The sequence below is a fragment of the Parabacteroides sp. AF19-14 genome, assembly GCF_003635485.1.
Classification (GTDB): domain Bacteria; phylum Bacteroidota; class Bacteroidia; order Bacteroidales; family Tannerellaceae; genus Parabacteroides; species Parabacteroides distasonis.
Genome location: NZ_QTMJ01000007.1, coordinates 116,499 through 132,444 on the forward strand (window position 1 = coordinate 116,499; position 15,946 = coordinate 132,444).

At 47.5% G+C, this 15,946-nt stretch carries 6 protein-coding genes; all 6 read left to right on the plus strand.

Annotated features, from left to right (window positions below; translation table 11 throughout):
- Positions 1–300: 300 nt before the first annotated feature.
- The 6 genes from DWX33_RS09305 (at position 301) to DWX33_RS09330 (ending at position 15,693) form a co-directional block, all read left to right on the plus strand.
- Complete coding sequence (locus DWX33_RS09305; RefSeq protein ID WP_158595292.1) at positions 301–2,583, plus strand: ATP-binding protein; 2,283 nt, start codon at positions 301–303, stop codon at positions 2,581–2,583.
- An 80-nt stretch (positions 2,584–2,663) separates the two neighbouring features.
- Positions 2,664–6,728 (plus strand): two-component regulator propeller domain-containing protein, encoded by a 4,065-nt coding sequence (locus DWX33_RS09310; protein ID WP_122380249.1) that lies wholly within the window; start codon positions 2,664–2,666, stop codon positions 6,726–6,728.
- 230 nt (positions 6,729–6,958) lie between these two features.
- Positions 6,959–9,817, plus strand: coding sequence for a TIM-barrel domain-containing protein (locus DWX33_RS09315; RefSeq protein ID WP_122380250.1), 2,859 nt, complete (start codon positions 6,959–6,961; stop codon positions 9,815–9,817).
- A 27-nt stretch (positions 9,818–9,844) separates the two neighbouring features.
- Positions 9,845–12,373: a sugar-binding domain-containing protein gene (locus DWX33_RS09320; RefSeq protein WP_122380251.1), complete on the plus strand. Its 2,529-nt coding sequence runs from the start codon at positions 9,845–9,847 to the stop codon at positions 12,371–12,373.
- Positions 12,374–12,395: 22 nt separating this feature from the next.
- A complete protein-coding gene (locus tag DWX33_RS09325) occupies positions 12,396–14,594 on the plus strand; it encodes a glycoside hydrolase family 3 C-terminal domain-containing protein (protein ID WP_005863568.1) in 2,199 nt (732 codons plus the stop codon).
- A 148-nt stretch (positions 14,595–14,742) separates the two neighbouring features.
- Entirely contained in the window at positions 14,743–15,693 is a 951-nt protein-coding gene (locus tag DWX33_RS09330; protein ID WP_005860205.1) for a Dyp-type peroxidase, read from the plus strand.
- Positions 15,694–15,946 lie beyond the last annotated feature (253 nt).

Sequence of the window (15,946 nt, forward strand, 5' to 3'; positions counted from 1 at the left end):
GAATAATATTTTCAAGTTATTCAAGTGCTATTATTTGAAATATTCAAGTATTTGCTTATAATTTTCAACATAATAAATTATGTAAATAGTGATGGATGAAAGACGTGAAGTCTTGAATAGTAGTGTATGTAATTGCGTTCACTGATTAATTAATGTATAATAAATGATGTATTGTTATCGGATTTAATATTCTATTTTATAGAAAATGTTTATTTTTGCACATATTTGAAAAAAACTATGAGTCGTATTAAGATAATATTTGTTCTTATCCTAATTTTGTTAGGAATTTGTGCAGACCTTATGTCGCAACCTCCCCAAAATGAAGATTATATACTCGTTATAAACTCTTACTCAGAAAATTCCCCATGGAGCTATAATTGTACCGTGCCTATTTACGAGACGTTGATAAAAGAGTATGAGGAACTAACGGCCTATACGGAGCACATGAATATGCTATTGATACAGAGTGAAGAGGAATTATCTCTGTTTGAGGAGGATTTTTTTAAAAAGTATAAATCTCCTCCTCGTATGGTCTTGTTGTTGGGAAATCCAGCGTTCGCTTTATTGCTTGATAAGTTAGAAAAGGCTTGGGGACAGCAGATCCCGGTCATATTATATACGAATAAGTTATATGTAGGTTTACGTGAGACTTATTTGCAAGAACGGATTATCACACAGGAGGAAAAGACCCCCATACAAGATTTTATTCGGTTGCATCCGCAGGTGACGGTTCTTTTCATTCCGGATTATATAAAAGAGACAGTTCGATTGATGCGTAGTTTGATACCGGATATGCAAAGGTTATTGTTTCTATCTGACAAGACTTTTCTAGGTTTGCAAAATCAAGAGATAGTAGAGAACCTTATGCGAACTGAACACCCAGATGTACAGCTTACGGTGTTAACAGCGGGAGATACTTCCGTAGGCGATTTGATCGATTCTTTAAGGAATGTAGACAAACAAACGGGGATACTTTTGTCTTCATGGACTTTTAAAAGCCGGCAAGGGAAGTACGTGGTCCAGAGTTCTGATATTTATCAGACGATAAGTTCATATACCTCTTCTCCTATATTCACTTTAAATGACATGGCGATTGATAAGAACGGACTGTTGGGAGGATATTTTTACGTATCGGCTAGCATACATGATATAGTTATAAAGACGGTCCGGTCCGTACTTAATGGTACGCTTGACGGATCTATAGTTTCTCCTGATCATCCAAGGCCGGTATTTGATTATCAAGTGCTGGAAAAAAAAGGATTCTCTCCCTCCGACTGCCCGCTTGATACCTTCTTTTATCTGAAGCCCTCTACTTTTTGGGAACAATATCGCTTGCATATTTCTATGAGTGTTCTATTATTGTTTTTTATTATCTTTTTCCTCCTTTGGCGAATAGAAACCTTAGGCCGTCAGCGAAATTTGCAACGACGTGAGTTAGAACTGATGAAAGATTACCGTGCGTTGAGCCGTAAGCTATCGCTGGCATTAGATGTCGCTAATATTATCCCATGGAGGTGGGATTTGCGGGCTCATCTCATATTCTGTGATATTCAGTGCTCTAATTCGGATTTGAGTAATTTGGAGCAACCTATGCCTAAGAGATCACTTGAGATATCGGAGGAGAAATATTTTAGTAAAATCCGTAAATCTGATAGAGAACGGCTGAGAAGTGTTTGTGAGGCATTGATTAGAGGGGATATCGATAAGGTAAAAGAGGAATTCCTTATCTATAGGTCTGGAAGGAGTAATCCTAATTTTGACTGGATTGAAGTGCAGGCGACCGTAGAGAAAAGAGATGAGCGGGGGTGTCCGATCGTATTGACCGGTTCTTCGCTTAGAATTACCGAGCGAAAAAGGATAGAGGAAGAATTATTACGAGCTAGGGATAAGGCGGAAGAATCAAATCGGTTGAAATCTACTTTTCTTGCGAATATGAGCCATGAAATCCGGACTCCATTAAATGCCATCGTTGGTTTCTCTCAAATATTGACGACTACGGACGATGAAGAGGAAAAGAAACAATTTGTTTCTATCATTGAGAGTAATAATGTGCTTTTGTTGCAATTGATCGGTGATATACTGGATTTGTCGAAAATAGAGGCTGGGACTTTAGAGTTTGTCCGTAATGAAGTGGACTTGAATGTTTTGATGAATGAGCTGGAGAGTTCTATGCGTTTGAAAATAGCAGATACCGTAGAATTACGTTTTACGGATCGTATGCCGAGTTGTCGTCTTTATGTGGATAAGAATAGGTTATCTCAGGTTTTGATCAACTTGTTGACAAATGCGATGAAGTTCACGAAAGAGGGCTATATCCATTTTGGGTATAGATTGGTAGATGAGGATACGCTAGAGTTTTACGTATCCGACACGGGATGTGGAATCCCGAAGGAACAATTGCGAAACATATTTGAGCGTTTCATCAAGTTGAACAATTTCGTGTCGGGAACGGGCTTGGGATTGTCTATTTGCCAAGTAATCGTGGAGCGTATGGGTGGACGAATATGGGTTGAGTCTGACGAGGGGAAGGGAGCTACTTTCTTTTTTACTATCAAATATTTCCCTATCGAAAAGGTATTATAAGGCGAAAATTTAAATGGGTGTCCAGCTTGTTCTTACTTTGCGTAAGTTTCGTTCTAAAAAAATATCTATATTTGCTGGATATGAAAACGAAAGCTCTACTTTTGATAACTATTCTGTCTTTCTGTTTGTCGGGGTCTTTATTCGCGATGGAGGAGATTCTTTTCAATCATCTGGGCGTGAAGGATGGATTATCCTCTAATGAGATTACCTGTATATTGAAGGATCAGAAAGGCTTTATGTGGTTTGGCACGACCTCGGGACTGAACCGCTTTGATGGTTATGAGTTTAGTCGCTATAAGCCGGGAGATATCGATTCCTTTTTTGTTGAGGAAGGTATCTCGGATTTGGTGGAGACCGCCGATGGTAAGATTTGGATTACTTATTATGATGGTAAGATCGGGGTCTATGAGCCTTCAATAGATTGTTTTGTTCCCCAAGAGGAAGTCCTTGATAGCCTACGGCTGGAAAGTCTTCCGGCCCGTATTTTTACGGATCGTGATAAACGATTGTATTATACGACCTACGATAATGGTTTTTATCGATATGACCCATCGCAGGGAAAAGTCAGTCTCTATCCGCTTGATAAGGCAGAGGGCGGTGTATGTGGCATAGGGGATGTAAATGACCGGTTGTACGTGATCCATACCTCCGGAAAGATACAAGGCATTGATAAAGCATCCGGTAAGAGTGTCTTTCAAGATGATTATTTGACCGCTTATGCAAAAGCGCAACCTTTCTATATGTTTGCCGATAGCGAGGGTGAGCTTTGGCTCTTTTTGAACCCCGGGCATAGTGACGGTGTGTTCCGCTTGAATCCAAAAACCAGCGTATGGAAGCATTATACGACTTCCACCCCGATCGCCCTTTCCTCCTCGATGGTCCGTGACGTGAGAGAGGATATGAACGGGAATATATGGATCGCGACGGATCATGGCGGTATCAATATATTGGATAAGACGAAAGAGAAATTGCGTTATCTAAAAAATAATCCTTTCGACTTGACGAGTTTGGGACAGAATAGCGTAGTATGTCTCTATCGGGATGATACGGATATAATGTGGGCCGGGACCTATAAGAATGGCGTTAGTTATTATCATGAGAGCATCTTTAAGTTCCAGACGGTTCGTTATCCGTTGTTGCAGACATTGGACGCCTCGAATAATGATTATAACTGCGTGGTAGAAGATCCTACCGGTGATTTATGGGTGGGGACGAGCGGAAATGGTTTATTGCGCTATAACCGGAAGACTGGTGAATATACCCGTTACCGGGCGGGAAAAGAGAGCGAGAACAAAATTTCCGGTGATGTGGTGATCAGTATGACAAAAGACTTGAACGGGAACCTGTGGATCGGCACCTATATGGAGGGATTGACTTGCTTCGACGGTAAACGGTTTAAACATTACCGGGATATTCCGGGAAGCAAGGATGGCTTGTCCAGTAACAGCGTGTACAGCCTATATGCCGATACCAAGAATCGCTTGTGGATCGGTACCTTGGATGGGGGATTGGATTGTCTGGACTTATCGACGGGTGAGTGGATGTACTATCGTGCCGGTGATAAGCATAATGCGATCCATACGGATATCGTTTACAGTCTTTCAGGAGACTCGAAAGGTGATATTTTTGTGGGAACTTCATCGGGTGTGAATTGGATTGAGCCAGAGACGGGGAAGGTTTCCAGCTTTGACGGGACAAAAGATGGGAGTTTCCGGTTTAAGGACAGAATCATTAACGTGGTATTTTCTGATAGCCGCCAGTTGCTGTGGATAGGGAGTAACCATGGTTTGCATATCTATGATCCGCTTAATGACCGGATTTATCAATTGAATCAATCTACCGGGTTGCCGGATAACAGTATCATGTCTATCCTTGAAGATGAGTATCATACCGTATGGGTCGGGACGAAAAACGGATTACTGAATATCGCCCCGAGCCGAAATGCCAATAATGAGTACCAATTTAACTGGAATAGCTATGATGAGAGTGAGGGTGTGCAAGGACGTGTATTTAATGTGAACAGCGCAGTCCGGTTGGCTTCGGGTGAATTGGCGTTTGGGGGTACCAACGGGCTTACCTTCGTCAATCCTTCCCATATCCATTATAACAGCTATTCCCCGCCGGCTGTGATAACCGGACTTACCGTGAATAATGTGCCGGTCGTACCGAGAGGGAACCGGCTGACTTTAGAGTATGGGGAACGTAATTTCACGTTTAATATATCTTCCTGCTGTTATTTCCTCCCCTTGAAGAATAAGTATGCGTTTAAGATGGAGGGATTCGACCCGGACTGGACGACCGTAGATGCCAAGGGACGGCGGGTCACTTATACGAACTTAAATCCCGGTACTTATACGTTTCAAGTAAAGGCACGAAATAATGACGGGGTCTGGAGCAAAGAGATTACCAGTCTAGAAATAACTATCTTGCCGCCTTTCTGGGCGACTGGATGGGCGATTGCCTTATACATTATAATAGGTTTATTGTTTGCGTATGGAATCATGTGGTTTATCCTTCGTATCCAGCAGAAAAAAATGGAGCAGGAGAAGGAGAAGGCGATCGTGAGAAAGCAGCATGAGGTAGACGAGATGAAACTCCGTTTCTTCACGAACGTGAGCCATGAGTTTCGCACGCCGCTTACGCTGATCTTGACCCCATTAGAGAAATTGATGAAAACGGAGGAGAATGCCGAGACGAAGCAGATATTGAGACTGATCTACCGTAACGCCGATCGCTTACTTAAGCTCGTGAATCAGTTATTGGATTTCCGTAAGATCGATGTGCAAGGGGATACGTTAGTCCTATCTACGGGTGATATCGTGCCGTTTGTCCGTGATGTGGCTTATTCTTTTAAGGAGCTTTCAGAGCAGAAACATATTCGCTTCTCCTTCTCTTCGGTTTTCACTTCGTTACCAATGAGGTTTGATACGGATAAGGTGTTCAAGATCGTATCCAATCTGTTAAGCAACGCTTTTAAGTTTACACCGGAAGGGGGAATGATTACTGTAACGTTGAGTTTATTGCCGGACAAGGAAGGGCGGAATAAATTACTTATAGAGGTTTCCGATAGCGGTATAGGTATCCCTGCGGATAAACAAGAGGCTATATTCGACCGTTTTTATCAGGTTTCGTCTTCCGATAAGGGAAATCCCGTGATGGGGACAGGTATAGGCTTACACTTGTGCCGTGAATTTGTCCGTATGCATCAAGGCTCGATTGCGATAAAAAGCCAGCCGGGTGTAGGTAGTACGTTTACGGTGACTTTGCCTGTCATCCCGCAGGATCATCAAGATATTATCTCCTCGCCAGATGAGGGAGAGGAAAATGAGAAACGAGTTTCTCTGGTCGAGACTACGCCGGAGACAGCCGATACAGGTGCCGTGAAAACCTCGGAATCTACCTTGCTGGTTGTGGATGATAATGCGGACTTCCTAGAGTTTATGAGACTCAGTTTAAGTAGCGCTTATTCCGTACTCACGGCGGCGGATGGAGAAGATGCGTGGAAGCTCATTCCGGAGGAGCTGCCGGATATGGTGATCAGCGACGTGATGATGCCTATCACCGACGGTATCACCTTATGCCGCCGGATCAAGGGAGACATCCGGACTTCCCACATCCCGGTGATCCTACTGACGGCAAAGTCCGCTAAAGATAGCCAACTGGTCGGTCTGGAAGCCGGTGCGGATGATTATATCAGCAAGCCATTCAATATGGAGATGCTTCTCTTGAAGGTGCGGCATTTGATCGAGATGAAGAAGAAGATGCAAAAGGCCTTTATGCAGTCCTCTACCATGGGCATCGCCTTGACGGAGGTACAAGCTAGCTCCATGGATGAGGAGTTGATGCGTAAGGCCATCGGCTATATCGAGGAGCAGATCGCCAATCCGGAGTTGTCCGTAGAACGGTTGAGCCGGGAGATGGGCATGAGTCGTGTGAACTTCTACAAGAAATGCCTTTCCATCACGGGTAAGACTCCGGTGGAGTTGATCCGTACGGTGCGCTTGAAGCGTGCGGCGCAGTTATTGGAGAAGAGCCAGATGCGGGTCAACGAGGTCGCGCTGGAGTGCGGTTTCAATGATGTGAAGCTATTCCGGAAGTATTTTAAGGATGAGTTCGGAAGGCTTCCCTCTGACTATCATAAATAAACTTTTTCTAAATAAATGCCACGTAATTAGGGGATATAACAAAATATCCCCTTAAAATAAACATTCTTCCCCTACCTTTTTACGGTTCTCCCCGTAACCCAAAACATTTATGGCTTCCTGTCCGCCGCGAACCCTTTAATTTTGCCAACGAATGAAGAACCATTTTTCTTGTATGGAAAAACCTGTTCGGACTCATTGCTGATCGGAAATAATTAAAGAATCTATAGAATATGAAACAACACATCGCGGTATTCACGTTAGGGCTTTCCCTGCTGACTTCCTGCATGACTGATTCCGCTTACCGGAAGGTCGAGAATGGCTTGGTCGCCGATATCCGTTCCGGACAGGCGAAGGCTGTTAAATTGGAAGTAATCTCTGATGATATTATCCGGGTAATCGCCTCTCCGGATGGTAAGTTTTCCAACCAAGTGAACTTGATCAAGGACACGAAATCGTTACCCGCCCCATCGTTTCAGATAACGACCTCGGGGGATACGATCATCGTAAGTACGCAAACCACACAGGCCCGTCTTTCACGGGAGACCGGAGAGGTTCGCTTTACCGACGCCAACGGACACACGATCCTTCGTGAGAAGACAAACGGAGGCAAGGAATTTACGCCGATCGAGGTGGAAGGAACCAAAGGCTATACCTTACGTCAGGTATTTGAGAGCGAGGACGAGGAAGGGCTTTACGGCCTAGGACAGCATCAGAGCGATGAGTTCAACTACAAAGGCAAGAACGAAGAGCTTTTCCAATATAACACGAAGGTGAGCGTGCCGTTTATCGTTTCCTCAAAAGGGTATGGTGTACTTTGGCATAACTATTCCTTGAGCCGTTTCGGCGACAAGCGTCCATACGCCGATTTGGGCGATGTCTTTGGGCTATACGGAAAAGACGGGAGGGCAGGGGCGTTGACCGCTACCTACTATACGGATAAGGCGAAGATTTCCGTTTTAATCCAGCGGGATGAAGATAAGGTAGATTATGAGAATCTGAAAACCATCAAGAACCTGCCGGCAGACTTCCCGAAGCCGAGCGCTTCCGCTACTTGGGAGGGCGAGATCGAGGCGAAAGAGACGGGTACTTATCATTTCAAACTACATTACGCCGGTTATACCAAGGTATTTGTGAATAACGAGGAGATCATCCCGGAACGTTGGCGTGCGGCATGGAACCCGAATGATTACAAGGCTACGGCCGATCTGGAAAAGGGCAAACGTTATCCGATCCGTATCGAATGGTTGCCGGATGGCGATGTCTCTTATATCGGCTTGAAGGTATTATCTCCGCTACCGGAGGAGGAGCGGGAGCGGTTGGCTTTCTGGTCGGAAATGGGGGATGATATCGATTACTACTTCATCAACGGAGAGTCTTCCATGGATAAGGTGATCAGCGGTTACCGCACGGTTACGGGCAAGAGCCAGATCATGCCGAAATGGGCGATGGGATTCTGGTTGAGCCGTGAGCGTTATAAGACGCAAGAGGAGCTATTGACCGCCTTGAACGAATACCGCCGGCGGCAGGTTCCCTTGGATGTGATCGTACAGGACTGGAGCTACTGGCCGGTAGACGCATGGGGTAGCCACGAGTTTGATAAGGAACGCTTCCCGGACCCGAAAGGCATGATTCAGGAAATCCACGATAAGGATGCCCGTATCATGATCTCCGTATGGCCGAAGTTCTATTATACGACAGAGCATTATAAAGAGTTGGATGCGCTGGGTGCTATGTATCAGCAGGCGATTAAGGATAGTATCCGCGACTGGATTTATCCGGGTTATATCGGTTCTTTCTATGACGCGTACAACCCGGAAGCCCGCAAGCTTTTCTGGGAACAGATGAACGAGCATCTGTATTCCTTGGGCATCGACGCTTGGTGGATGGACGCTTCCGAGCCGAACGTACAGGATAATACGGATATCGAGTATCGCAAGGCGCTTTGCGGACCGACTTATCTGGGCCCGTCCACGAAATACTTCAACGCTTACGCTTTGGCTAACGCCGAGGCGATCTACGACGGACAACGTAGCGTAAACCCGGATGACCGTGTATTCTTGTTGACCCGTTCCGGTTTCGCCGGCCAGCAACGTTATTCTACCGCTACATGGAGTGGCGATATCGGTACTCGCTGGGAGGATATGAAAGCGCAGATCAGCGCCGGCTTGAACTTCGCCATGTCCGGTATCCCTTACTGGACGATGGATATCGGTGGCTTCAGCGTGGAGAACCGTTATATGGCCGCTAAGGAAGGTAGCGAGGATTTGAGGGAATGGAGGGAGTTGAACAACCGTTGGTATCAGTTCGGAGCTTTCTGTCCGTTGTTCCGTAGCCACGGGCAATATCCTTGCCGCGAGATCTATAATATCGCTCCGGAAGGATCGCCTACGTACCAATCGATGAAGTATTATACCGAGTTGCGCTATCAATTGATGCCGTATATCTATAGCTTGGCCTCCAAGACGCATTTTGAGGATTATACGATCATGCGTGCCTTGGTGATGGATTATTCGGACGATGAGAAGACTTACGATATAGACGACCAGTTTATGTTTGGCCCGGCCTTCATGGCATGCCCGGTGTATGAGTATAAGGCTCGCGACCGTGAGGTGTACTTCCCGGCCGGCATTTGGTACGATTTCTACAACGGCAAGCGTATACAAGGCGGAACGACAATGGACGTGGATGCTCCTTACGAGCGTATGCCTTTGTTCGTGAGAGCCGGCTCTATCGTACCGACCGGAAAGGTAATCCAGTCTACGAAAGAGGAGCAGAAAGACTTAATCGTCTCTGTTTACGCCGGTGCCGACGGTTCCTTCACCTTATATGAGGATAATGGCGTGACCTACGATTACGAGAAAGGAAATTACGCTACCATCCCGTTTGTTTATGATGATGCGAGGCGAACGCTCACGATCGGCGCACGGGAGGGCGACTATCCGGGCATGATCCGCGAGCGTCAGATCACGGTACGTCTCATCACGCCGGAGAACCCCGCTGGTAAGGACGTGACAATATCTTACCAAGGTAAACCTCTAGTTGTAGAGACGGGGCACGCCCCGTCTCTACAACTGGGTAGTATCAATTAAACTATATAATCACTAATGATACCACTGATGAATCGGCCATTCGCGTGGCTTCTGGGCCTATTGCTCACCGCCTGTTCCCCCGCTGGGGAGCAGGTGCGTGAACGTAGCTCATGGAATGACGATTGGAAGTTTGCCTTGTCGGATAGCGTTCAGGATTATTCATCCCCGGACAGCGATGATTCCACTTGGCGTATCTTATCTTTACCGCATGATTGGAGTATCGAGGGGGATTTCTCCCTCGATAACCCGTCTACCCCGGGCGGCGGTGCGCTACCGGGCGGGATTGGTTGGTATCGAAAGACATTTACCCTTCCGGAGACGGATCGGGGTAAGGTTGTTTATGTTGATTTCGACGGGGTTTACCGGAATAGCGAGGTCTGGATCAATGGTCATTCGCTGGGATTCCGCCCGAATGGTTATGTATCGTTTCGTTATGACTTGACGCCTTATTTGAGGTATGGAAGCCAACCGAACGTGATTGTCGTGAAGGCGGATAATAGCGAGCAGCCGAATTCCCGCTGGTATTCCGGCTCCGGTATCTACCGTAACGTATGGCTGGTGAAGGTGAATCCGGTGCATGTGGACAACTGGGGCACTTTCGTGCATGATATGAGGATCTCACCGGAGGAGGCTACCTTCTCCTTGGAGGTGAGAATAAGGAATAGCTCGGAGGCGGATAGGGAGGCCGAAGTCTCTACCTCTATTTACGATGACCGTAACAGAGTTGTTACGGCACCCGTAACAACTCTGTTACGGGTACCGTATACGCCCTGTTACGACGCCCGTATGCGGGAGGCATCTGTCGATCATCAGTTCTCTATCCCAAATCCCAAACTTTGGAGTCCCGATTCTCCCTCGCTCTACACGTCCGTCACGGAAGTGAAAGTGGACGGCAAGGTGGTAGATCGTTACGAGACGGTATTCGGATTGCGTACGTTCCGTTGGGATTCCGCTACCGGCTTTTATCTGAATGATAAGCCTTTGAAGATAAAAGGGGTTTGCCTACATCATGATTTAGGCTGTCTGGGTGCCGCCGTGAATACACGGGCTATCGAGCGCCAGCTACAGATCATGAAGGAGATGGGTGTGAACGCGATCCGTACCAGCCATAACGCCCCGGCACCCGAGTTGCTGGATCTTTGCGATCGTATGGGCCTTCTGGTACAGGATGAGTCTTTCGATATGTGGGAACGCCGTAAGTCCCCATACGATTACGCCCGGTATTTCGCGGAGTGGCACGAGCGGGATTTGACGGACGAGATCTTGCGTGACCGGAATCACGCCTCTGTTTTCATGTGGAGTATAGGCAATGAGGTACTTGAGCAATGGAGTCATGCCGACGCTACCGAGCTGGATCTGCAAGCGGCGAACCTGATCTTGAATGCGGGCCATGCCATCGATCCCGCTTTGCTGAAGGATACGACCCTTAGCCGTCAATCCTTGATCACCCGTCATCTGGCGGCTATCGTGAAACGGCTGGATACCTCCCGGGTCGTTACCGCCGGCTGTAACGAGGTAAACCCTGCGAATCATCTGTTCCGCTCGGATGCCTTGGATGTGCTGGGCTTCAACTACCATGAGCAATATCTTGAGCCGTTTCTCCGGAATTTCCCCGGAAAAAAACTGATCGTGAGCGAATCTACCTCGGCCTTGATGACCCGTGGCTATTATGAGATGCCGTCTGATCATATTTATATCCGTCCGGAATCGTGGGACAAGCCTTTCGAGGCTCCCGAGCATGTTTGCTCCTCTTATGATAATTGCCATGTACCTTGGGGCTCTACGCACGAGAAGACTTGGCATCTGGTGAGGACGCTTCCGCATGTATCCGGCCTGTTCGTCTGGACGGGTTTCGATTACTTGGGAGAGCCTACCCCCTATTGGTGGCCGAGCCGGAGCAGCTTCTTCGGTATCGTGGATCTGGCGGGTTTCCCGAAGGATGTATATTATATGTATAAAAGCGAGTGGACGGATGAACCCGTATTGCACATTTTCCCGCATTGGAACTGGAAGGAAGGCGAACCGGTGGATATCTGGGGCTATTATAACAATGCCGATGAGGTGGAACTATACCTAAACGGAAAGAGCCTAGGCGTACGACAAAAAACGGACAGTACCTATCATGTCTCTTGGCGTGTGCCTTTTACGCCCGGAACTTTGAAAGCCGTCTCCCGCTTAGGGGGTAAGGAGGTCTTGGTGAAAGAGATCCATACGGCAGGAGAGCCGGCCCGTTTGGTCTTGACACCGGATCGTAGCGTCATCCAAGCGGATGGCTCGGACCTATCGTTTGTAACCGTAGATGTATGCGATATCGATGGTAACCGGGTTCCCGACGCTACCCCGTTGATCCGTTTCTCCGTGGAGGGCCCGGGTGAGATCGCCGGAACGGATAACGGAGATCCGAACGATCCGAACAGCCTCCGTAAACCGAAACGGCAAGCTTACTACGGAAAAGCCTTGGTCGTGATCCGGAACAAGGGCGGACAAGGCGACATCCACTTAAAAGCCATAGCCGAGGGCTTACCCGAGGCGACGGTAACGATTCAAGCGCAATAATAAACCTATAAATAAAGAGGAAATGAAAAAGATAATAGGCGTGATCGCTTGTGGGCTATTCTTGAATGCGGCTGCCGCGAGCTCGCAGGTCACGGATAAAGAGAAGGTACAAATGGAGAAACGTATCGAGAAACTGATTAAGAAGATGACCTTGGAGGAAAAGGTCGGATTATTGCATGGTAACTCAAAATTCTATGTTGCCGGAGTAGAGCGTCTGGGGATTCCCGAGTGGAGCTTGAGCGACGGGCCTCACGGGGTACGTGCGGAGATCAATCGCCACGACTGGGCGTATGCAGGTTGGACAAATGATTCCGCCTCTTATTTCCCGACCGGCACGGCTTTCGCCGCCGCTTGGAATCCGGAGTTGGCTTACCGTCGGGGCGAGGTGCTGGGCGAGGAGGCTCGCTGGCGTAAGAAGGATGTGTTGCTGGGCCCGGGCGTGAATATCATTCGCTCCCCGCTTTGTGGCCGTAATTTCGAGTATATGAGCGAGGACCCTTATATGAACTCCGTATTGGCGGTCGCTTATATCAAAGGCTTGCAGAGCCGTGACGTGGCTTGCAGCGTAAAGCATTTCGCCGTGAATAACCAAGAGACAAACCGTACGACTGTCGATGTGGAATGTAGCGAGCGTGCCTTGCGTGAGATTTATTTACCCGCTTTCAAGGCGGCCGTACAGGAGGGAGGCGCCTTGACGGTAATGGCCGCTTATAATAAATTCCGTGGGGAGTTCTGCGCGGAGAATAACTACTTGGTTCGCAAGATCCTTCGGAATGAATGGGGATTCGATGGCGTATATGTAACCGATTGGGGAGCCGCTCATAGCACGGTTCCTTCTATGGAGGCCGGCTTGGATCTGGAGATGGGCACGCTGATCGATAAATATGAGGATTGGTATTATGCCAACCCCTTGATCGAGGCTGTTAAGTCTGGTAAGATTCCTATGAGCTTGGTGGACGAGAAGGTGGGCGATGTCTTACGTGTGATGATCAAGACGAATGTCTTGGACCCGAAAAAACGTTTCGGCCCCGGTTCCATGAATACGAAAGAGCATCAGCAAGCCACTTACGACGCGGCTGCCGAAGCCATTGTCTTATTGAAGAACCAGAATAATCTTCTCCCGTTGGATTTCTCCTCGATCAAGAGTCTGGCGGTAATTGGCGATAACGCTACCCGCAAACATTCCAATGGTGGCTTGAGTTCCGAGATCAAGGCGGTTTACGAGGTAACTCCATTAGAGGCGCTTCGTGCGAAATGGGGCGATAAGGTGGATATCCGTTTTGCCCAAGGTTATGAGAAGCTATCTACTTTCGTGGAGGGAAGCAATAATGGGCAAAGCTCTGGTACTTTCTCTTCCAAGACACAGGAAAGCGACGCGTTATTGAAAGAGGCGGTAGAGGTTGCCCGCACGAGTGACGTGGCCCTTTTGGTTTGTGGTTTGAACCATGATTATGATACCGAGTCGTTCGACCGTCTGAATATGGATATCCCATACGGGCAGGTTGAGTTGATTCAAGAGGTGGTAAAGGCGAATCCTCGTACGATCGTGGTCATGATCGCCGGATCGCCGTTGAATATGGCTGCCGTAGATATTTGTTCCCCGGCTATCGTTTGGGCTTGGTTCAACGGCATGGAAGGAGGAAATGCCTTGGTAGACGTATTATCCGGCAAGGTGAATCCAAGCGGAAAGATGCCGTTCACCACTCCCGTGAGCTTGGATCAATCTCCGGCGCATGCGTTGGGCAACTTCCCCGGCAGGGATCTGAAAGTGAATTATGAGGAAGATATCTTGGTCGGTTACCGCTGGTTCGATACGAAGGGGCTTCCGGTCGTTTATCCGTTTGGTTACGGCTTATCCTATACGACATTCAACTATTCCAATCTGAATACGGATAAAAAGACGTATGATCAAGCGGACACGATCCAAGCGACTTTCACCCTAACCAATACCGGAGACCGTGAAGGAGCTGAGGTGGCCCAATTGTATGTAAGCGATCCGGTTTGCTCCGTGATGCGTCCGGTCAAGGAGTTAAAAGGCTTCAAGAAGGTATTCCTTAAACCCGGTGAGAGTCGGCGAATCACGTTGGACATCCCCGTATCCTCTTTAGCTTTCTATAGTGAGGCACAAAGCCAATTCGTCGTAGAACCCGGCGAGTTCATCCTCCAACTAGGAGCCTCCGCCTCAGATATCAAGCAGAGAATCAGCGTGGAGGTGAAATAACTACCCAGTTGTAGAGACGGGGTACGCCCCGTCTCTACAACTAGATATTGAAAAATAACCGCTAGGACATTTTTCGTTACATTTCCTTGAACAAGAGCGCATCTATAGAGTTATATCCATATAATAACAATATAATTAAAGATGTGCTATGAACTCTCTACAAAATCCATTGAACGCTAACTATCCGCAAGATGTTACCCAAAAACCGGGCGAGAATGCGGTTTTCATTGTCTATGCTCTAAAAGATCTCCCCGACACGATTGATAAGGTAAAGGACGTGTGCGCTAATTTCTCCGCTTTGATACGTAGTATGCGCAATCGCTATCCTGATATGCAATTCAGTTGTACGATAGGATTCGGGGCGGATGCTTGGAAACGTTTCTTTCCGGAGCAAGGAAACCCCAAAGAATTGCAACCGTTTGAAGAGATCAAAGGAGTTAAGCTTACGGCTGTTTCTACCCCCGGGGATTTACTATTCCACATCCGCTGTAAGCAGATGGGACTGTGCTTTGAGTTCGCCTCCATTATAGACCAGAAACTGCGAGGTGTCGTGGAATCGATCGATGAGACCCACGGTTTTCGGTATAGAGACGGTAAGGCGATTATCGGTTTCGTGGACGGTACGGAGAATCCTGCCGTGGATGAAGACCCCTATCGTTTCGCGGTAATAGGTGATGAGGACCCCGAGTTTATGGGCGGAAGTTATGTATTTGTGCAAAAATACATTCATGATATGGTGGCATGGAATGCGCTTCCAGTGGAAGAGCAAGAGAAAGTCATCGGTCGCCGTAAATTCAACGATGTCGAGCTATCAGATGAGGAAAAACCGAAGAACGCCCATAACGCCGTGACGAACATCGGAGACGATCTGAAAATAGTCCGTGCTAACATGCCATTCGCCCATACCTCCAAAGGTGAATACGGTACCTATTTTATCGCCTATGCCAGCACGTTCAGCACCACCCGACGAATGCTGGAGAATATGTTCGTCGGTGATCCCGTAGGCAATACGGATCGTTTGCTGGACTTCAGCACGCCGATAACGGGAACTCTTTTCTTCGTTCCGTCGTATGAGTTGCTTGATAAGTTAGGGGAATAATTATTTATCCACCCTTAACTGTCTAGTTAACAGACTTCCGCAGTGCCAATCATTTTCCATATCGTGGCACGGCTGTGCCATCAGCGTGGCATAGCTGTGCCTTCCTTATGGCAATGCTGTGCCACTAGGATGGCACAGTCGTGCCATCATGATGTGCTTATCTTTTAATGAAAGGCTTGTTGACTGATAAGGTTGGAGTTACGGATAACAGAAGTAAACCGCCTATTATCAATACTTCAAATATCCATAGCGG

What these genes read in the sequence shown, in the direction of transcription:
- DWX33_RS09305 (WP_158595292.1), top strand. Translation starts at nt 301, where the DNA reads ATGTCGCAACCTCCCCAAAATGAAGATTATATACTCGTTATAAACTCT.
- DWX33_RS09310 (WP_122380249.1), top strand. Translation starts at nt 2,664, where the DNA reads ATGAAAACGAAAGCTCTACTTTTGATAACTATTCTGTCTTTCTGTTTG.
- DWX33_RS09315 (WP_122380250.1), top strand. Translation starts at nt 6,959, where the DNA reads ATGAAACAACACATCGCGGTATTCACGTTAGGGCTTTCCCTGCTGACT.
- DWX33_RS09320 (WP_122380251.1), top strand. Translation starts at nt 9,845, where the DNA reads ATGAATCGGCCATTCGCGTGGCTTCTGGGCCTATTGCTCACCGCCTGT.
- DWX33_RS09325 (WP_005863568.1), top strand. Translation starts at nt 12,396, where the DNA reads ATGAAAAAGATAATAGGCGTGATCGCTTGTGGGCTATTCTTGAATGCG.
- DWX33_RS09330 (WP_005860205.1), top strand. Translation starts at nt 14,743, where the DNA reads ATGAACTCTCTACAAAATCCATTGAACGCTAACTATCCGCAAGATGTT.